This is a genomic window from Candidatus Neomicrothrix sp. (assembly GCF_035329545.1).
GTDB classification, from domain to species: Bacteria; Actinomycetota; Acidimicrobiia; order Acidimicrobiales; family Microtrichaceae; genus Microthrix; species Microthrix subdominans.
The window spans coordinates 26,069-45,841 of record NZ_DAOLGP010000033.1 but is presented as its reverse complement, the minus strand read 5'-3'; the positions used below and the strand labels follow the sequence as shown (position 1 = coordinate 45,841).

At 67.2% G+C, this 19,773-nt stretch carries 22 protein-coding genes and 1 pseudogene; 8 read left to right on the top strand and 15 right to left on the bottom strand.

Annotation, left to right across the window (positions count from 1 at the left end; genetic code table 11):
• Positions 1 to 105: 105 nt before the first annotated feature.
• Positions 106 to 741 (top strand): flavin reductase, encoded by a 636-nt coding sequence (locus PKD89_RS15705; protein WP_289012603.1) that lies wholly within the window; start codon positions 106 to 108, stop codon positions 739 to 741.
• On the opposite strand, the gene PKD89_RS15700 is transcribed toward PKD89_RS15705, so the two are convergent.
• From PKD89_RS15700 to PKD89_RS15675, 6 genes are all read right to left on the bottom strand, one after another.
• Positions 738 to 1,424 carry a hypothetical protein gene (locus PKD89_RS15700; RefSeq protein WP_289012604.1) on the bottom strand — a complete coding sequence of 229 codons (687 nt, stop codon included), beginning with the start codon at positions 1,422 to 1,424 and terminating at the stop codon, positions 738 to 740. The genes PKD89_RS15705 and PKD89_RS15700 overlap by 4 nt on opposite strands.
• Positions 1,425 to 1,523: 99 nt before the next feature.
• Positions 1,524 to 2,909 (bottom strand): glutamate decarboxylase, encoded by a 1,386-nt coding sequence (locus PKD89_RS15695; RefSeq protein WP_287392239.1) that lies wholly within the window; start codon positions 2,907 to 2,909, stop codon positions 1,524 to 1,526.
• A gap of 56 nt (positions 2,910 to 2,965) precedes the next feature.
• Entirely contained in the window at positions 2,966 to 4,816 is a 1,851-nt protein-coding gene (locus PKD89_RS15690; RefSeq protein WP_324332527.1) for a YhgE/Pip domain-containing protein, read from the bottom strand.
• Positions 4,813 to 5,553: a hypothetical protein gene (locus PKD89_RS15685; RefSeq protein WP_289012606.1), complete on the bottom strand. Its 741-nt coding sequence runs from the start codon at positions 5,551 to 5,553 to the stop codon at positions 4,813 to 4,815. The genes PKD89_RS15690 and PKD89_RS15685 overlap by 4 nt, the downstream gene beginning before the upstream one ends.
• A 56-nt stretch (positions 5,554 to 5,609) precedes the next feature.
• A complete protein-coding gene (locus tag PKD89_RS15680) occupies positions 5,610 to 6,722 on the bottom strand; it encodes a linear amide C-N hydrolase (RefSeq protein WP_287378736.1) in 1,113 nt (370 codons plus the stop codon).
• A gap of 151 nt (positions 6,723 to 6,873) precedes the next feature.
• Positions 6,874 to 7,992 (bottom strand): alpha/beta hydrolase family esterase, encoded by a 1,119-nt coding sequence (locus tag PKD89_RS15675; protein WP_289012607.1) that lies wholly within the window; start codon positions 7,990 to 7,992, stop codon positions 6,874 to 6,876.
• Between the two features lie 79 nt (positions 7,993 to 8,071).
• Between PKD89_RS15675 and PKD89_RS19985 the strand changes: the two are divergent.
• Both PKD89_RS19985 and PKD89_RS15670 read left to right on the top strand, forming a co-directional pair.
• A pseudogene (locus tag PKD89_RS19985) lies at positions 8,072 to 8,401 on the top strand (maleylpyruvate isomerase N-terminal domain-containing protein); the annotation flags it as partial.
• A gap of 101 nt (positions 8,402 to 8,502) precedes the next feature.
• A complete protein-coding gene (locus PKD89_RS15670; RefSeq protein WP_289012608.1) occupies positions 8,503 to 8,634 on the top strand; it encodes a PIN domain-containing protein in 132 nt (43 codons plus the stop codon).
• Here PKD89_RS15670 and PKD89_RS15665 read toward each other — a convergent pair.
• Genes PKD89_RS15665 through PKD89_RS15650 form a run of 4 tightly spaced genes read right to left on the bottom strand, consistent with a single transcriptional unit; the run spans position 8,631 to position 12,493 of the window.
• Positions 8,631 to 9,023 (bottom strand): cytochrome c oxidase subunit 4, encoded by a 393-nt coding sequence (locus tag PKD89_RS15665; protein WP_287378797.1) that lies wholly within the window; start codon positions 9,021 to 9,023, stop codon positions 8,631 to 8,633. The genes PKD89_RS15670 and PKD89_RS15665 overlap by 4 nt on opposite strands.
• A complete protein-coding gene (gene ctaD / locus PKD89_RS15660) occupies positions 9,020 to 10,789 on the bottom strand; it encodes a cytochrome c oxidase subunit I (RefSeq protein WP_289012609.1) in 1,770 nt (589 codons plus the stop codon). Before ctaD ends, PKD89_RS15665 begins: the two co-directional genes overlap by 4 nt.
• Before the next feature lies 1 nt (position 10,790).
• Positions 10,791 to 11,591, bottom strand: coding sequence for a cytochrome c oxidase subunit II (gene coxB / locus PKD89_RS15655; protein ID WP_289012610.1), 801 nt, complete (start codon positions 11,589 to 11,591; stop codon positions 10,791 to 10,793).
• On the bottom strand, positions 11,588 to 12,493 hold the full coding sequence (locus tag PKD89_RS15650; RefSeq protein WP_289012611.1) for a cytochrome c oxidase assembly protein: 906 nt from the start codon (positions 12,491 to 12,493) through the stop codon (positions 11,588 to 11,590). Before PKD89_RS15650 ends, coxB begins: the two co-directional genes overlap by 4 nt.
• Positions 12,494 to 12,586: 93 nt before the next feature.
• Here PKD89_RS15650 and PKD89_RS15645 point away from each other — a divergent pair, with 93 nt between their 5' ends.
• Genes PKD89_RS15645 through PKD89_RS15630 form a run of 4 tightly spaced genes read left to right on the top strand, consistent with a single transcriptional unit; the run spans position 12,587 to position 16,390 of the window.
• Positions 12,587 to 13,186, top strand: a complete 600-nt coding sequence (locus PKD89_RS15645; RefSeq protein WP_289012612.1) for a cytochrome c oxidase subunit 3 — start codon at positions 12,587 to 12,589, stop codon at positions 13,184 to 13,186.
• Between the two features lie 5 nt (positions 13,187 to 13,191).
• Positions 13,192 to 14,040, top strand: a complete 849-nt coding sequence (locus PKD89_RS15640) for a c-type cytochrome (RefSeq protein WP_287392249.1) — start codon at positions 13,192 to 13,194, stop codon at positions 14,038 to 14,040.
• Positions 14,037 to 15,017: a ubiquinol-cytochrome c reductase iron-sulfur subunit gene (locus PKD89_RS15635; protein ID WP_287392252.1), complete on the top strand. Its 981-nt coding sequence runs from the start codon at positions 14,037 to 14,039 to the stop codon at positions 15,015 to 15,017. Before PKD89_RS15640 ends, PKD89_RS15635 begins: the two co-directional genes overlap by 4 nt.
• Positions 15,014 to 16,390 (top strand): cytochrome b, encoded by a 1,377-nt coding sequence (locus tag PKD89_RS15630; RefSeq protein WP_289012613.1) that lies wholly within the window; start codon positions 15,014 to 15,016, stop codon positions 16,388 to 16,390. The genes PKD89_RS15635 and PKD89_RS15630 overlap by 4 nt, the downstream gene beginning before the upstream one ends.
• A gap of 26 nt (positions 16,391 to 16,416) precedes the next feature.
• Here the strand turns inward: PKD89_RS15630 and PKD89_RS15625 are convergent, their stop codons facing one another.
• From PKD89_RS15625 to PKD89_RS15605, 5 genes are all read right to left on the bottom strand, one after another.
• Entirely contained in the window at positions 16,417 to 16,668 is a 252-nt protein-coding gene (locus PKD89_RS15625) for a WhiB family transcriptional regulator (RefSeq protein WP_287378753.1), read from the bottom strand.
• 156 nt (positions 16,669 to 16,824) lie between these two features.
• Positions 16,825 to 17,418, bottom strand: coding sequence for a DUF3501 family protein (locus tag PKD89_RS15620; RefSeq protein ID WP_287392257.1), 594 nt, complete (start codon positions 17,416 to 17,418; stop codon positions 16,825 to 16,827).
• A 180-nt stretch (positions 17,419 to 17,598) separates the two neighbouring features.
• Positions 17,599 to 18,018: a rubrerythrin family protein gene (locus tag PKD89_RS15615; protein ID WP_287392260.1), complete on the bottom strand. Its 420-nt coding sequence runs from the start codon at positions 18,016 to 18,018 to the stop codon at positions 17,599 to 17,601.
• A gap of 10 nt (positions 18,019 to 18,028) precedes the next feature.
• On the bottom strand, positions 18,029 to 18,463 hold the full coding sequence (locus tag PKD89_RS15610; protein WP_289012614.1) for a Fur family transcriptional regulator: 435 nt from the start codon (positions 18,461 to 18,463) through the stop codon (positions 18,029 to 18,031).
• 87 nt (positions 18,464 to 18,550) lie between these two features.
• Complete coding sequence (locus PKD89_RS15605) at positions 18,551 to 19,414, bottom strand: SDR family oxidoreductase (RefSeq protein ID WP_289012615.1); 864 nt, start codon at positions 19,412 to 19,414, stop codon at positions 18,551 to 18,553.
• Positions 19,415 to 19,494: 80 nt separating this feature from the next.
• Here PKD89_RS15605 and PKD89_RS15600 point away from each other — a divergent pair, with 80 nt between their 5' ends.
• Positions 19,495 to 19,752, top strand: coding sequence for a lipopolysaccharide assembly protein LapA domain-containing protein (locus PKD89_RS15600; RefSeq protein WP_289012616.1), 258 nt, complete (start codon positions 19,495 to 19,497; stop codon positions 19,750 to 19,752).
• Positions 19,753 to 19,773 lie beyond the last annotated feature (21 nt).

The following is a 19,773-nucleotide window of genomic DNA, read 5'->3' as shown; positions in this document are numbered from 1 at the left end:
CACCGCTGCGGCCGACGTGCTCGAGGCCGTCGCCGACGGCGCGACCGATCACCGCGCGGCCGCCGACCGTTCGGCGGCCGCCCGACACCGGGCGAGGCTGAACTGATGATCGACCAGGGCCTCAAGCGCTGCCTCGGGCAGATGATCAAGGGCGTGCAGGTCGTCGGCGCCGTCCACGACGGCGTGGCCCGGGCGTACTGCTCCCACTGGGTCTGCCAGGTCTCGTTCGAGTCGCCCATCCTGCTCGCGTCGGTGTCGCCGAAGCACGACACCCACCCGCTGATCGTCGGGTCCGGGCGCTTCACGGTGTCGATCCTTGCCGCCGACCAGATCGGCGCGGCCCAGTACTTCTCCTATCCGGGCCGGAAGTTCCGCTACGTCGCCGACGAGCTGTTGACCGTCGAGGACGGACGGGTGGGTGTGCCGGACTCGATCGCCTGGCTCGACTGCGAGGTGCTCGACCGGGGGGCCGACGGCTTCCTCCCGCGGGGCGGGGCGGGGTCGCCGGCGGCGTGGGTGCGCCTGGCCCGTCCCGCACCCGGCGCCCCGCCGATCGTCGGCGGCGAAAGCGGCGTGGCGGGCCTGGCCGGGCTGCTGCAGGTGGCCGATGACCCGGAGCTGCGGGAAAGCGTGGGGATCGACGCCACATCCAGGGTGCTGGTGATCAACACCGAGGGGGCGACCGACCCCGGGCTGTACACGGCGCTGGTGGGAATCACCCCGGAGCAGGTGCTCGCTTAGGCGTCGTTACCCACTGTCGGCTGTCGGCCGACCACCCAGACCGCCGATGCGGCCAGGAAACAGAGCGCCCCGACGAACGTGCCGGTGTCGGCCCATGACGGGTTAATGACGTTGCCGCTGGTGGTCAGCACCGAACCGACCGCCGAAATGCCAAACGCAACACAACCGGCGGCGTTGATCCAGGTGCTCCACCAGTCTCGGGAGCGCGGTTCGAAATAGTGTTTGTTGCGCAGCAGCACAAAGCACAACAGTCCGCCGCTGATCAGGAAGGCCAGCGAGCCCTCGGCGTTGGGCGCCCAGACGAAGTCCCGCTCGGCCGAGAGTTGCCGGGTGTGAAGCGCAGCACCGGTGCTGACATTGAACAACACGGTGCCAAAGGACTGGGCGGCGGCTGCCAGCCACACGGCCCGGACGCCGCCACGGGGTCCGATGCGGGGCTCGCTCAGCAGCAACTGCATGAAGCCGGCCGCTGTGAAGAACCATGCGCCGATGAAGAAGCTGGTGTTGGCGCCCGTCGTGCCGAGCCACTTACCCAACCCGGGGGCGGAACCCAGGGCGAACAGCGAGGATCCGATGATGAACGTCCACGACTGCATGCGCAGGGTGGGACGGAATACCAGCGGGGCAGTCGCCGACTCACTGAGTGTGGTTGTGGCGACGTCGTCGTGGGAGCCCGAGCTCATGGAGATCTCCGTTGGTAGGGGGGCCAGGTGGGCAGAATGACGAAGGGGGTGCCGACGGCATCGCTGCCGACGACACCCCCATCGCTCAGCTCGTCAACCTCAGTGGGCGAAACCGGCCTTGGTGGCCTGGGGCCGGGCGCCGGCCTTGAGGTGCTCGACCACCTGCTCGATGGCCAGGCCCAGCTTGTAGGCCATGTCGCGGCTAAAGCCCTCACGAACGACGACCCGCAGCACGGCGACGTTCTCGGCGTCGGCGGGCATCGTGTACGCCGGCACCTGGAACCCGAGGGCCCGCAGCTCGTGGGAGATGTCGAACACGGTGAAGCCGAGATCGTCGTCGCAGTTGAACGACAGCACCGGGATGGCGCTGCCGTCGGTGATGACGTTCAACCCGTCGATCGTGGCGATGTGCGCCGAGATCATCATGGCGGTGTCGCGTAGCGCCTCCATGATGCGGGTGTAGCCCGTGCGACCCAGCCGGATGAAGTTGTAGTACTGGGCGACCACCTGGTTGCCGGGACGGGAGAAGTTGAGGGTAAACGTGGGCATGTCGCCGCCCAGGTAGTTGACGTGGAACACCAGGTCCTCGGGCAGGTACTCCTTGGAGCGCCACACGACGAAGCCGATGCCCGGGTACGTCAGGCCGTACTTGTGGCCGCTGACGTTGATCGAGACCACCCGCGGGTTGCGGAAGTCCCACTCCAGGTCCGGCTGGAGGAACGGCACGACGAAGCCGCCGCTGGCGCCGTCGACGTGCATGGGCACATCGGGGCCGCCGGACTTGGCCAGGTCGTCGAGCACCGCCGAGATCTCGGCGACCGGCTCGAGCTCGCCGGTGAAGGTCGTCCCCAGGATGGCGAGCACACCGATGGTGTTCTCATCGACGGCGTCGCGGATCTGCTCGGGGGTCACCACGTAGCGGCCCGGCTCCATCGGCAGGTACTTGGGCTCCACGTCGAAGTACTTGCAGAACTTCTCCCACACCACCTGGACGTTGGTGCCCAGGATGAAGTTGGGCTTGGAGGTGTCCTTGCCCTCGGCCTCGCGCTTGGCGCGCCAGCGCCACTTCATCGCCAGCCCGGCCAGCATGACCGCCTCGGAGGAGCCGATCGTCGACACGCCGGTGGCGGAGGTGGCGTCGGTCTCGGACAGGTCTTCGGCGTGGAACAGGTCCGCCACCATGTTGACGCAGCGGGTCTCGATCTCGGCGGTCGAGGGGTACTCGTCCTTGTCGATCATGTTCTTGTCGAACGTCTCCGACATCAGCCGCTCGGCCTCGTCGTCCATCCACGTCGTCACAAACGTGGCCAGGTTCAGCCGCGAGTTGCCGTCAAGCATCAGCTCGTCGTGGATGAAGCGGTAGGCAACCTCCGGGTCGTTCTCCTCCGCTGGCATCCGCAGGCTGGGGATGGGCTGGACGCTCAACCGTTCGGTGAACGCCGGCTGGACGAGGCTCGGGTCGGCTGCTGGTTCTCGGCTCTTCACTGTTACTTCTCCCTTTGTTGTGAGTACTTGACGATCAAACGGTTGGAGCGGGGCTCCTAGACGACCACCAGCGGATACAGGCGGTCCATCGTGTACACCCGGTTTCGCCAGGCGGACAGGGTCGATGCTGCCAGGCTGACGAGCAGGATGCCGATCAGCACGGCGATGGCGATCCACAGCCGCGAGTCGACCGAGACCGCCACGCTGAGCTGGCGGTACCCGTTGACCGTGTAGGTCATCGGGTCGAACATGTGCAGGGCCTGGATGGGTCCCGCTGTGGTCTGCACCGGATAGATGCCGCCGGATGACACCAGCTGCAGCATCAGGAACGCCAGCGTGACGACCCGCCCGACCGCCTCCCCGAAGATGGCGTTGAACGCCTGGATCATGGCGATGAAGGTGGCAGACGCGAGTACGGCGAAGAGCCACATGCCCACCACGTGCGTCGGTCTGAGCCCGATGACGAGGACAACCCCGTACAGGATCGTTGCCTGGATGAGCCCCCCCACCAACCCGGGCCAGTCGGGGGGAAACCCCGCCGGGGCCGGCCCGACGCCCGCCTCGACGGGGCGGGACCGCAGCGGGGTCAGGACCATCCAGACGATGATGCCGCCGACGAACAGCGACAGCGACATGAAGAACGGGGCGAAGCCGGTGCCGAAGGTGTCCGCCTCGTTGAGGGTCTTCTCCTTCAGCAGGACGGGCGAGCTGAGGGCGGTGGCCACCCCGTCGCGCTGGGCCTCGGTCCAGTTGGGCACCTTGCCAAGGACGGTGGTGAAGCCCTTGTCCAGCTTCTCGGCGCCGGCCGACAGCTCCTCGAGGATCGCCGCAAACTCGGCGGCGCCGTCGACCAGCTGCTCGCCCCCGCCGGAGAGCTGGTTGACGCTCTCGTCGAGGGTAGCGATGTCCTGGCGGAGAGCGTCGGCCTGGGCTCGCACCTCGCCGAGCGCTGCGATGGCGTCGGCATCACCCTGGTCGACCAGGCCGGACAGCGATGCGTTGACGTCGTTCAGCCGTGCAGAGGCCGTCTGAAGCTCGGCCGCCGCCTCCTGTGCCGGGGGAAGGTCGATCGTCTGAAGCTTGGTGACCGCACCGTTGATCACGCCCGTCACCTCGGCGTTGATGTCGGTGATCTGCCCGGGGACCGGGTTGGCACCCACCTTGGCCTGCAGCTTGGTGGACACGTCGTCCACCTTGGTGACCAGGCCGTTCACCTTGGCGTCGAGCGCGTCGGTGCCGGCCGCCGCAGTCTTCAACGGCTCGTTCAGCTCCTTGGTACCGGCTTCGAGCTTGCCGGCGGCCACCTTGGCATCATCGAGGCCCTTGGCAAGGTCCTCCGCACCGGTGTCCACCTCGTCGAGCACCGGTTCGCTGCCCTTCACCGCGGTCAGCACCTCGCCCAACGACTGCTTGGCGATGGCTGCGTTCACCTGATTGATCACCTGGGCGGCCGCATCCTGGCCGATGATCGTCGACAGGTAGCTGTTGGCGTCGTTGAAGTAGAAGGTCATCTTCGCCTGGCGCGGTTGCTCACCCGTGGGTGATGCCACCGCTGCGCTGAAGTCCTCCGGGATGACGATGACGAAGTAGTACTTGCCGTTCTCGAGGTCGGCCATGGCCGCCTTCTCGGTCTTCACCTGCGTCAGGTCCAGCTGTCCCGACGAGATCAGCTGCTTGGACACCTGCGCGCCGGCATCGAGCGACTCGCCGGCCAGGGTGGTGCCCTTGTCGACGTTGACGATCGCCACCGGAATCTTGTCGACCTCCCCGAACGGGTTCCAGAAGGTCCACAGGTAGAGGGCGCCGTAGAGCAGCGGCATCAGGATGACGGTGACGATTGCCAAGCGGGGCAGGGAGAAGTGAAAGTAGCGACGAGCGTCGCTTCCGATGGAGAGACCGGCAATCATGGGTTGGCCTCCTGGCCGTGAGTGCTGTAGCTGGGCACGGACGACATGGAACTCAGGTCGACCACCTTGATGTTCCAATCGGCCGGGGGACGGTTGGTTCCACCGACGATGATCGACTGCTGCTTGCCCAGTTCCACCAGGCGACGGAGCACCTGGGACTGGTCGTCGTCGCTGGTCACGTCGTCGAGGCGTCCGACGACGAGCAGGGGTGGGCGACCGATGTTGGCGAGAACGATCTTCAGCAGCAGCTGTTGAACCACCGGAAGGTTCTCGACGAAGTCACCCAGTTGCGGAAGCGGCACGTCGCCGAACGTCTCGGCGCACAGCGCCTCGAGGGCGGCGTCGTCGGCATTGGGCACCCACTTGAAGAAGGGTGAGTTCCAACGGAGGTACTCGGTAACGATGCTTCGCACCGTGACCGCCGGGGCGATCTCGTCGATCTCGTCCAAACAGCAGACCGCCGAGTCCTTAAACGTGGCTCGCGGGTCGTTGGTATGACCCATGATCGTCAGGGTGCCGGCGGACAGGTGCATGCGGCCGCTCAGGGCCAACAGCAGCGCGGTGCGCGGAACGCTGGCCGGGGCCAGCAGCATGGTCACCCCGCCGGCCTCCAGGTCGAGGTCGAGGGGGCCGAAGATGTGGCCCCGCTCCTCGGTCAGCGTGATCTGTATGGCGGTGACCAGCGGAGTGGGCCCCGTGGCCGGGCTCTCGTCCTCGGCCGCTTTTTCGGCGTCCACGATCGGTCCCTTCTCTCGTCCGGATGGCGTCATGCTCGGCGTGCGCTCGACAGGGCTCAGACGGCCATACCGGCGAGCAGCGCCTGGGTTCCGTCGCCGCCCATCGTGTCCAGCTGGCTGGCGAGCATCGCCCGGGGCTCGTTCGCCTCGGACAGCGCCTCGAGGTCGAACGACGTCCAGTTGAACGCGCTGTAGGAGCGGAAGAAGAACTTGCCCCGGTTCAGGTCGGCCATGTTGGTCCACACCGTGTACTCGGTGGGGGGAGCGGAATCGTTGCCCCCGATGCCCTGGAACTTCATGCCCTCGCCACCCTCGGTGGAGGGGTTGGTGGTGGCGCCGCGGGGCCGATCGAAGTTGTCCATGATGCGCGACAGTGTGAGCATCGCCTTGTCCGGATCGCTGACCTTCTCGGCGAAGTTGGCGTAGAAGGTGGCGCGGATGAACCGGCCGACCGAGGTGTTCGACCCGGGCAGCGAGGCGGTGGCGATGCCGGAGTCCGGCTGGTGCACGTCGAGCGAGCCGAACTTGGCCGAGCTCTGGTCGACGTTGGTGAGGTGCGTCCAGTTGCCAAGGTTGGTCAGGTGCCAGGGGAAGGTTGGCCCGTTGGTCATCACGCCCACCGGGTTGTCGTAGACCTCGATCTCGCCGTCGAGCCACTCGATGACGATCGCCGCGCCCGTCTTGTCGTGCACGACCAGGTGGAAGGGAAACACCGCGTTGCCGACCAGGGCGATGCGGGTGAGGTAGACGTGCTCCTTCGCCAGCTGCTCCTTGGCGTCCGCCACGGTGGAGCACTGGCTGAGGATGAAGGTGCCGAGATCCCAAGCCTGGATGGCCTCGACCGTGTTGGCGACCGCCTCGCCCGGCGCGCCGGAGGTGGGGTAGGCCAGCAGGCTGAAGGTGACGCCCTCGGTGTTCATCCCCTCGCAGACCTTGAGGTCGTTCTGGGTGAGCGGCTCCTCCTTGGTGGGCATGCGCGCCGGTGCGGTCACCCCGAGGAAGCCGTACTTGGACGTGTACTTGAAGGGTTCCAAGTCTGGAGCGTCGCTCACGAAGTCCATGCCGACCGGCACGTAGGCCAAAACCCAGGGCTCATCGACGTCGAGCTCCAAGGTACGCCCAAAGTAGGTCGCGCCCTTGCTATCGGTGTACTGAAGGGAGGTGCACATGAGGGGGGGGGTGGCCTTTCTCGACGACTGAAGCCCGGAGGAAGCGTCCTCCAGCGCATTGTCAGGGTAACACGTTACGAACGTCACAAACGTACTCTGTACGAACCGCGCCAACGGGGGAGTTCACTTCCGGGAACTTTACATGAGCACCTCAGGCGTGAGCTTCGAAAAAGTCCCACATCACTGCCGTGGCGTCGATCTCGGTCGACACCGGGCCGAGCAGGCCCTCGTAGGCAGCCATGCCGACGCTGCCGGGCCAGGTGTGTTCGCCGCCGTCGATTTCGAACAGCTCGACGTCCAGGCCGTCGTCGCACCCAGGCCACACCCGCCGGGTGACGCCGGGCCCGGCCCCATCCCCCGCAGGCTTTTCGACCGGTTTGGCCTCGCACCCGTCCCGTTCGGCCCATGCGGTCGAGGAGTCGAGGGCGCCGGGGCGGTCGAGCATGAACGTCAGCCCGGCGGTGGTCTCGGCGCTCAGGCCAAGGTTGGCCGGGCCCGACCCGATGCCGCCGTCGAACGGAATGAACCGGTCGCCCGTGCCATGGAAGGACACCACCGCCTTGGCGGCATCGGCACCGCAGCCCAGGGGGTTGTACAGCCCCGACACCGTCGCCAGCACCGCAATGCGGTCCGGCAGTTCGCAGGTGACGATCGAGGCGAACACGCCGCCGACGGCAAAGCCGGTGGCCAGCACCCGGTCGGTGTCGATACACGCGGCTGCCTCCACGTCGTCGAGCATGTCGGCGACAAACCGAACGTCGTCGGTCCAGCCGTCGGTGTCGACGTAGTTCCAGGTGAGCAGCGTGCCGGCGCCGTTGACCGGCTCGGGGGTGACGACCACTGCGCCGAACTCGTCCGCTGGGACCTTGCCGTCGGCGTCGGGCTTGGTCAACCCGCTGAACTCGGTCTCCATCTCGGCCGGCGAATAGGCGGGGAAGTCCAGCACCAACGGTGCCGCCGTCTCGTCGCCGCCGCTGGAAGAACCGGCGTCGGGGACAAGGCGGAGGTAGGTGCGCTCCTCTCCCCCGCTGGTGATCGTCACGGTCGACTCGCCGGGTTTAGGCCGTGGCGACTCACAGCCCGCGGATCGAGTGCCCTCGTCCTGGGGATCGGCCGAAGTGCTCGTCGATGAGGCGGTCGATGCGGTTGCCGCAGCCGGATTGGAATCGCCGTTGGCGGCCGAGTCGTCGCCGCCACCACCACATCCCGCTGCGACCAGCATCATGGCCGCCACCGCAGCGAGAGGTCGTCCGCTGCAGAAGAGGCTCATGGATCGCGACCGTACTCCCGGCCGGCACCGGTCCCGCAGGCCGCCCGGCACCATCTCTGGGGAGGGTTGAGGTCACCTGTTGGTCACTATCCAACCCAGAAGGCCCAACGCCACCACGGCCGAGTGCTTAGCGCTGTGCGACTACCTGGACGGGCTCGATGAGGCCGCGTGGAGCGCGCAGTCGTGGTGCGAGGCCTGGACCGCGCACCAGGTCGTCGCCCACCTGTCCACCTCCACCACCACCGGGCTGTGGGACATGATCCGCGGGGCGAGCAGAGCGCGAGGGGACTTCGACCGGATGGAGCGCGAGCAGGCGGTGCACCTGGCCGCCGACGTTGCCGCGTCCGAGCTGATCGCGCAGATCCGGGCGACGGCGTCTTCAATGAAGCGGACGCCGATGAGCAGCCCGTTGGACCCGCTGACCGACATCATCGTGCACGGCCAGGACACTGCCGGGTACCCAACGGCGAACTGGTGCTACAGGCGGGGCGGATCAAAGCCGACCATCCCATGGCCTACGCGGATGTCTTTGTGGCGGCTACCGCCCTGTCGCTCGATGCGACGTTGTGGACCGGCGACCCCGAGCTGCTGATCGACGGCGCCGGCTGGCGATGGCGTGATCTCCGCGTAGGTTCTGCTTAGCGGGTCGGTGAGGGACGCTCCGTGAACACGCCGACCAGGCCGCGCAGCACGAGCGCAGCACCGGGCACCAGCAGCCACAGGCCGAGAACAAACCCGTTGGCGACCAGCAAAAGCCCCAGGCCGAGGGTCAACGGCCACAGCGACGACTCCACCGCGTGGCTGGGTTCGGCAACCGTCTTGGCGTCGACCTCGACGTCGCCAGGGCGGTTGCGCCGAGACACCCACATGCCCAGCGCGCCCAGCCCGGCACACGAAAACAGCATCGTGGTTCCGGCGGGTTCGAAGGACGTGAACACGTAGATCGTGCCGAGCACCACGAAGAAGGCGCTGATGCCGGCAAACGTCCGGAACTCGAATGGCACCACACGGTCGGCGCGAGCCTCGCTCATGTTCCGTCCCCGCTGGTCGCATCGCCGGGCGCCTCGACGTCGTCGACCAGGCCGACCGCCCCGAGGGCGCCGGGGATGACCGACCGGTGCTCGGCCGCCTTGGCCAGCTCGCGATGGCGCTGGTCGAACACGGGCCGCTCGCTGGTGATCGGCGGAAGTGGTCCGTCGAAGTTGTGCGGCGGGGGCGGCGACGTGGTCGCCCACTCCAGCGTGTAGCCCTCCCACGGGTCGTCGCCGGCGACGTCGCCGTGGCGCCAGGACCGCCAGACGTTCCACAGCAAAAAGCTGATCGACGCGAATTGAAAGAGATAGCCCACCGATGAGATGACGTTCAGCGTCGTAAACCCGTCGGTTGCCTCGTAGCTGGCCACCCGCCGGGGCATGCCGGCCAGGCCGAGCATGTGCTGGACCAGGAAGGTCATGTGGAAGCCGATGAAGAACAGCCAGAAGTGCCACTTGCCCAGTGTCTCGCTGAGCATCCGGCCGGTCCACTTGGGAAACCAGTAGTAGATGGCGGCGAACACCCCGAACACCGACCCGCCGATCAGCACGTAGTGGAAGTGGGCGACGACGAAGTAGCTGTCGGTGACGTGGAAGTCGATCGCCGGCGAGGCCAGCATCACGCCGGTGACGCCACCCATCAGAAACGACACCAGAAACCCGACGGAAAACAGCATGGGCGTCTTGAAGCTGATCTGCCCGCCCCACATCGTGCCGATCCAGTTGAACATCTTCACGCCGGTGGGCACGGCGATCAGCAGGCTGACCGCGCTGAAGAACGGCAGCAGCACCGCCCCGGTGGCAAACATGTGGTGCGCCCACACGCCGACCGACAACCCGGCGATCGCCAGCGTGGCGAACACCAACCCGATGTACCCGAACAAGGGTCGTCGGGAGAACACCGGAATCGTCTCGGTGATCACGCCGAAGTACGGCAGGACCACGATGTAGACCTCGGGGTGACCGAAGAACCAGAACAGGTGCTGCCACAACAGCGGCACTCCCCCGGCGGTCGGGTCGAACACGTGGGCACCAAAGTGGCGCTCGGCGAACAGCATGACCACCGCTGCGGTCAGCACCGGGAAGGCCAACAGCACCGCCACGCTGGTGACCACCATGTTCCAGGTGAAGATCGGCATTTGAAACATGCCCATGTCCGGATGTCGCATGGCGATCACGGTGGCGAGCACGTTGACCGCGGTCAGAATGCCGGAGAAGCCGACCAGCGCCACCCCGGCCAGCCAGACGTCACCGCCGAGTCCCGGCGAGTAGATGCCGCTGCTCAGCGGGGTGTAGCCGAACCAGCCGAACGCCGCCGCGCCGCCGGCGGTGAGAAAGCCCGACATCATCGTCAGGCCGCCGCCGAGAAACAGCCAGTAGCTGAACAGGTTGAGCCGCGGAAAAGCCATGTCGTCGGCGCCGATCTGCAGCGGCACCATGTAGTTGGCCAGACCAAAGGCAAACGGCCCGATGAAGAGGAACAGCATCAGGCTGCCGTGCATGGTGAAGATCTGGTTGTACGCGTCGTTGGACACCAGCGTGAGCTCCGGCTGGGCCAACTGGCCGCGCATCACGCCGGCGAGCAGGCCGGCGATGAGAAAGAACGCGAACGAGGTGACGATGTAGCTGAGGCCGATCACCTTGTGATCGGTCGACGTCAGCCACTTCAGCCACCCCGACGGCTGAGGTTGCGGCCGCTCGCCAGCGCGGGCCACCTGCGAGGGCGGTTCGGGCGGCGGGACGATCGCATCATCGAGCAGTGTCATGTCAGCCACCCTGTTCGCTGTTGGTCGATCCGCCGTTCGATCCGACGCTGAGCGCAGGATCGTCCTCCTGGTGTTGTGCGATCCAGGCCTCGTAGTCGTCCCGGGACACCACCTTCATGACGAACGACATGCGCCAGTGATCGAGCCCACAGAACTCGGCGCAACGTCCCTTGAACTCGCCCTTCCGGTTGAGGTTGACCTCGATCGAGTTGTCGACCCGTTGGATCAGGTCGCGCTTCTCCAACAGCTCGGGCACCCAGAAGGAATGGTTGACGTCGCGCGTGGTGAGGTTGAAACGCACCGTCGAGTCGACCGGCAACACGAGGACGGCGGGATCCTGGCCGGCGACGGTGGAGCGGGCACCCTCGTCCGGGTAGCGGAACTCCCACTGCCACTGGTAGCCGATGACATCGACGACGACGTCGGGGTCGTCGCTCAATGCGTTGACGTCCACCTGGGTCACGACGGAGACGGCGAACAGCCCGATGACCACCAGCACCGGGATGGCGGTGTAGATCACCTCGAGCGGCACGTGGTACTGCTGCTGGGAGGGCAGCTCGTCGGACCGGCGACGAAACTTGAGGGACGCGAACAGGATGAGGAACATCGTCAGCCCGCCGATGATGGCGGCGGCGATGATAAACACCCACCACAACGTGAGGGTCGAGTCGCCCTGGGTGCTGACCGGTTCGGGCATGCCGGCGTTGCCACACCCGGCAGCGAGCGCAGCGACACCGAACGCCAGCGCGCCGACCGGGACGACGCGCCGCCAACGCCGAACGGCCGGTCGCTGCGAGCTCACGTCGCCGCTCCGCCGCGCAGCGCTGGGATGCGGCCCTCGTTCGCCGACGCCGAGCCGAACGGGCCGCGTCGAAGTCGGGCACGGGTGGCCGAACGATCGGCGACGAACCATCGCCGGGCGGCCAGGCCGACGGCGGTGATGCCGACCACCTCGCCCAGCACCCACATCAGGCTGGCGCCCATCCGCTGGTCGGCCAGCGCGTCGAACCCACCGATCCCGGCGGCGCGCTGGGCCGCCGCCCCGCCCACCAGCGTGCTGGCGCTCAGCAGCGCCATGATGCCGACGCTGTGCAGCGGCAACGACAGGAACACCAGGCCCATGCGGGCCGGGTAGGCGATGCGATGCGGGCTGGGGTCGGCGCCAACCAGCGGCCAGGCGAACATCGTGCCCGCCACCAACAGATGGGCGTTGAACGCCTGGTGGGCGACGTGGGAGTTCATCATCGCCGGGAACACCGGGGTAAAGAACACGGCGACCATCGTCGCCAGGTAGATCGGCAGCGTCACCGCCGGGTGCGACACGATCCGCACCGGCGCCGATCCGGATATGTTGCGCAGGCGGCGCCGGGTCGATGGCTTGGACGTCCGCAGGGCCAGCGTGAGCGGCGCGGCGGCAACGATGCACAGCGGGACGAACATGCCCAGCGCCACGTGCTGAACGGAATGAAAGCTGAAGCGCTGCATCGCCAGGCCTTCGACCGGTCCCTGGGTGACCGCAACGGCAACCGCAACGCCAATACCCGCCCAGATCATCCTGCCCAACGGCCAGGAGCCACCCCGCCGATGCAGCAACAGCGCCGAGGCGCCATACCACGCGGCGGCAGCAATCACCGCCAGCGCGGGCAGCCAGCCGAAGCCACCGGAGCCGGAGATCGAACCGCACCAGTACCGCATTGCTGCCATTGAACCACAAGCGACGGCAAAATCTGACCGATTCGACACATTTGAATTTGATTTTCATCGACGCCGATTCAGCATCGCACTATGTTGCTTGCCATGGCGGATCTCGCCCCGGACTTCACAACGGCATCGGCTGACATCGGCGTTAAACCGACCATTCGCCGACCCACCCCGGCTGCCGTGGGCATGGCCGTGTGGCTGGGCTCGGAGGTGATGTTCTTCTCCGGCCTCTTCGCCGCCTGGTTCACCCTTCGCTCCGCCAACGACCCGTGGCCGCCGGCCGGAATCGGGCTGGAGGTGTGGCGTACCGCCATCTTCACGGTGTTGCTCGTTGCATCGTCGGGCACGATGATCCTCAGCCACCGCGCCGCCGAGCGTCGCCAGATGAGGGCGGCCATCGGCTGGGGCGGACTCACGCTGGCCCTCGGCATTGCCTTCATGGCCAACCAGACCGTCGAGTACCTGGACAACGGCTTCACGATGGACAGCGGCGGCGCGTACGGCAGCATCTACTACCTGCTCACCGGCTTCCACGGCCTGCACGTCGTGTTGGGCCTGGGACTGCTGGTGTTCTACCTGACGGCGCTCCGCACCGAAACCGACACGCCCGGCTTTCGCCTGGCCACCGACTGGTACTGGCACTTCGTCGACGTGGTGTGGGTGGCCGTCTTTCTCACCGTCTACGTGATCGGCTGACGACGGTGCCACGGCGTGTCTGGGCCCAGCTCGCGCTCGGGGCAACGATGGTGGCGGCGGTGTTCGCGCTGACCGGCGGGGTCGGTGCCGTCGCACCGCCGAATGCCCCACTCCCTGCCTCAGCCCTTCCGACGGCAGGGACTGCCGACGATGCGCTGGTGAAGGCCGGCCGCGACCTGTTCGTCACCGGCTGCGCCACCTGCCACGGGGTTGACGCCAAGGGGCGCACGCTCGAGGGCGGGGTGAAGGCGCCAAGCCTGTACGGGGTCGGTGAGGCGTCGGCCGACTTCCAGATCCGCACGGGCCGCATGCCCCTCGCCAGCCCGAACGCCCAGGCGGTTCGCAAGCCCACCGCCTATCCCGACGACGAGATCGAGGCGCTGGTCGCCTACGTCGGCACGCTCGTCGGTCCCGGCGGCCCCGGGCCGGCGATCCCCGAGGTCGACGTCAGCAACCCGGACCTGGCCCTGGGCGGCGAGTTGTTCCGGGCCAACTGTGCGGCCTGCCACAACGCCGCTGGTTCGGGCGGTGCGCTCAGCCAGGGCCGGGCCGCTCCGACGCTGTGGGACGCATCGGCGACCGAACTGGTCGAGGCGATGCGCACCGGCCCCGGGCAGATGCCCGTGTTCGGCCCCGACACCCTCTCCCGCTCGGAGGCCGACAACATCGCCGCCTATGCCCTCACGCTGAACGACCGCGAGGGCCGGGGCGGCTTCGATCTGGGAGCGGTCGGGCCGGTGCCCGAGGGGTTCGTCGCCTGGGTGGCGCTGACCACCGTGCTGTTCGGCGCCATGCGCTGGATTACCCGTAAACCAAGGCACGCCAAGTCCGGCGATGATCGGGGCGAGCAGTGAGCGATCACCCGGACCACAGCTCCACGGGCAGCACCGCCAACGGCGACATGCCCACCGACGGCGACGCGGCGGTCGATGGCGACGAGGCGGTCGATCCGACGCTCGTTCCCCGGGCCGAGGACGCCCACCTGATCATCGGAGGCCGGGTCACGGTGCCGGTCATGGCCTTCTCGATGGCGATCGTCGCCTCGATTGCGCTGGCCTGGGTGTACGCCATCGGGGGGCAACCGCAGGCGGAGGGGATCTTTTTGGCGCTGGCGCTGGCCGGCATCGGCATCGGCCTGGTGTCGTGGGCGCACCGCTTTCTGCCCGCCGAGGAGGTCGAGGAGTACCGCGAGCCGCTCGCCTCACCGCCCGAGGAGCTCGAAGCCCTGGAGGACGACCTGGAGCTCGCCGAGGAGGACGTGGGCCGACGCAAGATCCTGGTGCGCATGCTCGGCGGGGTGGCCGCTGCGTTCGGCGTCGCCGTGCTGTTTCCCTTGCGGTCGCTGGGCCCGCGTCCGGGTCAGGGGCTGACCACCACTCCGATGGCCAAGGGCGTGCGGCTGGTCACTCCCGAGGGCCAGCCGGTGAAGCCCGGCGACATCGCCACGTCCGGTGTGCTGACCGTCATGCCCGAGGGCCACCTCGACGATGCCAACTCGCCCACCCTGTTGATCCGCCTGACCGCCGAACAGCTCGGCCCCCAGACCAGTCGGGAGGGCTACGGGCTGGGCACCCTGGTGGCGTTCTCCAAGATCTGCACCCACGCTGGTTGCCCGGTCGGCCTGTACGAGTCCAACCAGGGCCTGTTGTTCTGCCCATGCCACCAGAGCACGTTCGATGTCACCAAGGGCTGCAAAGTGATCTTCGGCCCGGCCCCCCGGGACCTGCCCCAGCTGCCGATCGGCATGGACGACGAGGGATATCTCGTGGCCGAGGGCGACTTTGAACGGCCGGTCGGGCCCGGCTTCTGGACCCAGGACCGCGACTCGTGAGCGCCCCAAAGCCCGTGCTCACCGTGCGGCTGCTCACCTGGTTCGACGAGCGGCTCGGCGGGGCGAAGTACACCAAAAAGCTGCTCGACAAGGTGTTCCCCGACCACTGGTCGTTCCTGTTCGGCGAGGTGGCGCTGTACAGCTTCGTCGTGCTGTTGCTCACCGGCACGTGGCTGTCGTTCTTCTACGAGCCGTCGTTTCAGAGCGTCGTGTACAACGGCAGCTTCGAGAAGCTGCAGGGCGTCGAGATGTCGGCGGCGTACAGGTCGGCGATCTCGCTCAGCTTCGACGTGCGTGCCGGCCTGGTGATGCGCCAGATCCATCACTGGGCGGCGCTGATCTTCGTGGCGGCGATCGTCGTACACATGGCCCGTATCTTCTTCACCGGCGCATTTCGCAAGCCCCGGGAGATCAACTGGGTGGTCGGCGTCACCATGCTGCTGCTGGGCATGGTCAACGGTTTCGCCGGCTATTCGCTGCTCGACGACCAGCTGTCGGCGGTCGGGCTGCGCATCGCCAACTCGATGATCCTCTCCATCCCGGTCGGCGGCACCTGGCTGTCGTCGCTGGCGTTCGGGGGCCCCTACCCGGGACCCGACACCCTCCAGCGCCTGTTCGTCGCCCACGTGCTGTTGATACCGGCCCTGCTCGCCGGGCTGATCGGCGTGCACCTGGCGTTGCTGATCCGCGCCAAGCACACCCACTTCCCGGGCAAGCGGGAGCGCGAGGACAACGTGGTCGGCCAGCGCCTCTGGCCCACCTATGCCGCCAAGGCGGTCGGGCTGTTCTTCCTCACCGCCGCCCTCCTCGCACTGCTGGGCGGCGTCGCACAGATCAACGCCATCTGGAACTACGGGCCCTTCCGGGTGGCCAACGTGTCGTCGGCGTCCCAGCCCGACTGGTACATGGGCTGGCCGGACGGGGCGCTCAGGCTGTTCCCCAACTGGGAGATCCGCCTCGGCGGCTTCACGGTGGCCAACGTGTTCTTCCCCGGCGTGCTGCTGATCGGGGCGGTGTTCACGCTGATCTACCTGTGGCCCTGGATCGAGGCCCGCAAGTTCGGCGACGGCGAGGCGCACCACGTGCTCGAGCGGCCCCGCGACAATCCCCGCCGCACCGGGATCGGCGTGGGCGGGCTGACCTTCCTCGGCGTCCTGCTGGTCGCCGGAAGCTCCGACGTGATCTCGATCACCTTTGGCCTGTCGGTCAACGCCGTGATCTGGAGCCTGCGGATCCTGCTGTTTGTGCTGCCGCCGATCACTGGGCGCATCACGGTCCAGCTGTGCCGGGAACTGCAGGCCCGGGATCGTGCGACGGCGGTGGTCGAGACCGGGGCAGCCGGGGATCGCCCCCAGGTGGACTCGACCGGCTGAGGCGGGCTTCCCCGGTAGCGCAGGGCTCAGCCTGTTGAGGCGAGGGCCGCACGGCGCTCGCGCCGCCTGCGGCGCACCAAGCGCTGACGTTCCACAGCGGTGGCACCGCCCCACACGCCCTCTTTCTCGCGGACGGTGATGGCGAACTCAAGGCAGTCCTGACGCACCGGGCACTCCGCGCACACCGCCTTGGCCCGTCCCGCTTCCTCGTCGGAGGGAGGGTAGAAGATGCTCGATTCGAGGCCTGCACACGAGGCGCTGCGTTGCCAACTCTGCATGGTCAGAACATTACGGTCCCGTAACGACCAGCTCAAAATTTCTTACGAAATAAGGTCGACCGGTCGGCAATTTGATGACAGAAACGCACCAGACACTCGGGGCCCACCCTGGGTTCTGCCCCAACCGGACCGCCCCGGACCGGCGGTGCCGGCCGCTCAGTCCTGCCGCAGGTCGGCGATCAGCTCAGCCGCGGTGCCCTCGCCCAGGTTCACCGACGCCTGGTACTCGGGGTGGTTGACCGCCAACTCCACCGGGCCGGAGGCAAACGTCTCGACCTGGGCGGGGGTCAGCTCGAAGCCGATGTAGTGGACCGAGGCGGTGATCTCCTCGCGGGTCAGCTGGGCCTCGTGTTCGGCCTCGGGCGTGTCGACGATGACCGACCCGTCGGACAGGCGCAGCTCGATCGAGCGCTCGATGCCGACCAGCTTGGGCAGCCAGGTGCGCAGGTCCTCATCGTTGGTCAACTCGACGAACAGGGTGGCCGACAGGTTGCCCGGCTGGGGGATGAGCGGGTTATAGGTCTCCAGTTCCTCGATGATCTGCGCGTCGGTCTCCATGCGCTCCACCCGGGCCATTTCCTGGATCTGAAAGCGCATCGTGTCGCGGTTTTCAAACATCAGCGTGATGAACTCGCCGACACCAACGCGCCGCAGCTTCTTGAGGGCGATGATCCTGGTGCGGAACTCGTCGCGCTCGTCCTCGTAGGCGGCGTTGTCGACGATGTCGTCCAATGAGAGGGACCTGCTCATGTGATGCTCCTATCGGGAGTTGGTGTTGGAGTGGGTTGGCTTTGGTCGAATGGGAGGGAAGGCAGAACCGACCGTGAAACACCAGACCGCGACCGACTGAGTCGATCGCGGTCCGCGTGAATCATGTGTTCGAGAGGGACCCGTGCGGCGTCCCGGTTGTGAGGGGCGAGGCCCCAAACGTCAGCTGACGTTCTCGAGGCCCTTGCCAAAGCGGCCGGCGTGGCTCTTCTCGGCGCGTGCCAAGGTCTCGAGCCACTCGGCAACCTCTTCGAAGCCCTCGTCGCGTGCAGTCTTGGCGAAGCCGGGGTACATCTCGGTGTACTCATAGGTCTCGCCGGCGATCGCCGAGCGCAGGTTGTCCTCGGTGCTGCCGACCGGCTCGCCGGTGGCGGGGTCGCCGGTCTCGGCGAGGAAGTCGAAGTGACCGAACGCGTGACCGGTCTCACCTTCGGCAACCGAGCGGAACAGAGCGGCGACGTCGGGGTAGCCCTCGATGTCGGCCTTCTGGGCGAAGTACAGGTAGCGGCGGTTGGCCTGGGATTCCCCGGCGAACGCCTCCTTCAGGTTGGATTCGGTCTGTGATCCCTTGAGTTCTGCCATAGCTGGTCCCTCACTCTCCGGTGCGTTGTGTGGCGAGGCAGTCGCGGCACCGGCCTCGAAAGACCACCTCGGTTTCCTCGACCCGAAAGCCACCCCGCTGACGGGTTGGTACACGAATCTCGGTTGTGTTGGCAGTGACGTCCCGAATGGCACCGCAGTCGTCGCACACCAGGTGATGGTGGGCCTCGACGTTGGGATCGAAACGAGCCGACCCGGTGCCCAGGTCGATCTTGTTGATCTCCCCCAGCTCGGTCAGCTCCGCCAGTGTTTGGTACACGGTGCGCAAGGACACCGTGGGCATGTCACCGATGATGTCGGCGTAGACGCCCTCCGCTGTCGGATGACGTTCGTTGCCGTGCAGGACGTGGAAGATGCGCTGGCGTTGCGGGGTGACCTTGCGCCCCGTGCTGCGAAACAGCGTCGTCATTGCTTCCGGCGACCTCATGGTTGGCAAGTTAACACTGCATTGCTGAACAGCCAAGCATGCTGCCCAACAATGATTGTTGATTGAACTCCCCCGAGCGGACGGCGCCTACCTAACGTGCGGGCCGACCGAACGAACCCGGCGATCGAAGACCGCACGAAACACTCCCGGAACGGTTGCGACGGTCCTGGCCAGCGCGCGGCTTTGAGCATCGGCATAGATCTCGGGGCGACCTCGCTCGATACCGGCGACGATGGCGGCCGCTACTCGTTCGGGCTGCACCGGTTGGATCGATCCGGCGATCGCCGCTGTCTCGGCCGGCTTGAACTGTTCCTCCTCGGCGAGCATCGGGGTGTCGACGTCGGCCGGGTAGGCGCAGGCAACGTTCACCCCGTGGGGTGCCAACTCGGTGCGCAGCGATTCGGTCAACCCGCGCACGGCAAACTTGGCGGCGCCGTAAGCCGAGTAGCCGTAGATGCCGACGATCGCGGCCGCCGAGGAGACCGCAACGATCGACCCGCTCCCCCGCCGGATCATCGACGGCACCACCGCCCGGATCGGCCACAGGGTGCCGTAGTAGTCGACGTCGATCATCGAGGTGAACACCTCGTCGCTCAGCTCGGTGAACCGGCCGGGCCGGGTGATGCCCGCCGACGTGACCAGCACATCGACCTCTCCCCGCTCGGCGACGATTCCCCCAAATCCGTCGACGACCGCTTCCCGGTCGGCAACATCGACCGACACAGTGCCTACCGAGACGGGGCCGACCGAGACGGGGCTGACCGGGGCGGCGCCGCCCAGCGCCGCCTCGATCCGGTCGGCGGCAGCCCGAAGTCGGTCGGGATCCCTGGCGAGCAGCGTGACGCGGGCGCCCCGGCGGGCCAGTGCCAGCGCCGTTGCCTCGCCGATGCCGCTCGATCCACCGGTGATCACCGCGTGCGCCCCCGTCACCGTCATTCCTGGTCGTCTCATGCCTCAGATGGTCGCACCTGCGCAGCCTCCCGCGGCTACCGTCTGCGTCGGCCCCATCGTGGCGCACCAGGAGGCATTCGATGAGCACCAATCAACCCGGACCGGGTACCGCAGGGAAGCCCAAGTCGGACGGGATGGCGCTGCTCAAGCAGTACGGCCCCCCGGCGGTCCTTCTCATTCTGTTGGTGTGGTTCGTCCTCGCCAACAGCCAGTCGGTTGAGGTGAACATCTTCTTCGTGACGGTCAGTGCACCGTTGGTCGTCGTGCTGATCGTCACCGCCGTCGTCGGCGCGCTCATCATGTTGCTGGTCCAGCGGCGGGGCCGAAGGCGCGCCTAACCCTCCGGCCGAACCCCGTGC

Excerpts from the sequence above, each read along its gene's own strand:
- PKD89_RS15705 (WP_289012603.1), top strand. The coding sequence starts at position 106 with ATGATCGACCAGGGCCTCAAGCGCTGCCTCGGGCAGATGATCAAGGGC.
- PKD89_RS15700 (WP_289012604.1), bottom strand. The coding sequence starts at position 1,424 with ATGAGCTCGGGCTCCCACGACGACGTCGCCACAACCACACTCAGTGAG.
- PKD89_RS15690 (WP_324332527.1), bottom strand. The coding sequence starts at position 4,816 with ATGATTGCCGGTCTCTCCATCGGAAGCGACGCTCGTCGCTACTTTCAC.
- PKD89_RS15680 (WP_287378736.1), bottom strand. The coding sequence starts at position 6,722 with ATGTGCACCTCCCTTCAGTACACCGATAGCAAGGGCGCGACCTACTTT.
- PKD89_RS15675 (WP_289012607.1), bottom strand. The coding sequence starts at position 7,992 with ATGAGCCTCTTCTGCAGCGGACGACCTCTCGCTGCGGTGGCGGCCATG.
- PKD89_RS15670 (WP_289012608.1), top strand. The coding sequence starts at position 8,503 with ATGGCCTACGCGGATGTCTTTGTGGCGGCTACCGCCCTGTCGCTCGAT.
- PKD89_RS15665 (WP_287378797.1), bottom strand. The coding sequence starts at position 9,023 with ATGAGCGAGGCTCGCGCCGACCGTGTGGTGCCATTCGAGTTCCGGACG.
- ctaD (WP_289012609.1), bottom strand. The coding sequence starts at position 10,789 with ATGACACTGCTCGATGATGCGATCGTCCCGCCGCCCGAACCGCCCTCG.
- PKD89_RS15650 (WP_289012611.1), bottom strand. The coding sequence starts at position 12,493 with ATGGCAGCAATGCGGTACTGGTGCGGTTCGATCTCCGGCTCCGGTGGC.
- PKD89_RS15645 (WP_289012612.1), top strand. The coding sequence starts at position 12,587 with ATGGCGGATCTCGCCCCGGACTTCACAACGGCATCGGCTGACATCGGC.
- PKD89_RS15625 (WP_287378753.1), bottom strand. The coding sequence starts at position 16,668 with ATGCAGAGTTGGCAACGCAGCGCCTCGTGTGCAGGCCTCGAATCGAGC.
- PKD89_RS15620 (WP_287392257.1), bottom strand. The coding sequence starts at position 17,418 with ATGAGCAGGTCCCTCTCATTGGACGACATCGTCGACAACGCCGCCTAC.
- PKD89_RS15615 (WP_287392260.1), bottom strand. The coding sequence starts at position 18,018 with ATGGCAGAACTCAAGGGATCACAGACCGAATCCAACCTGAAGGAGGCG.
- PKD89_RS15610 (WP_289012614.1), bottom strand. The coding sequence starts at position 18,463 with ATGAGGTCGCCGGAAGCAATGACGACGCTGTTTCGCAGCACGGGGCGC.
- PKD89_RS15605 (WP_289012615.1), bottom strand. The coding sequence starts at position 19,414 with ATGAGACGACCAGGAATGACGGTGACGGGGGCGCACGCGGTGATCACC.
- PKD89_RS15600 (WP_289012616.1), top strand. The coding sequence starts at position 19,495 with ATGAGCACCAATCAACCCGGACCGGGTACCGCAGGGAAGCCCAAGTCG.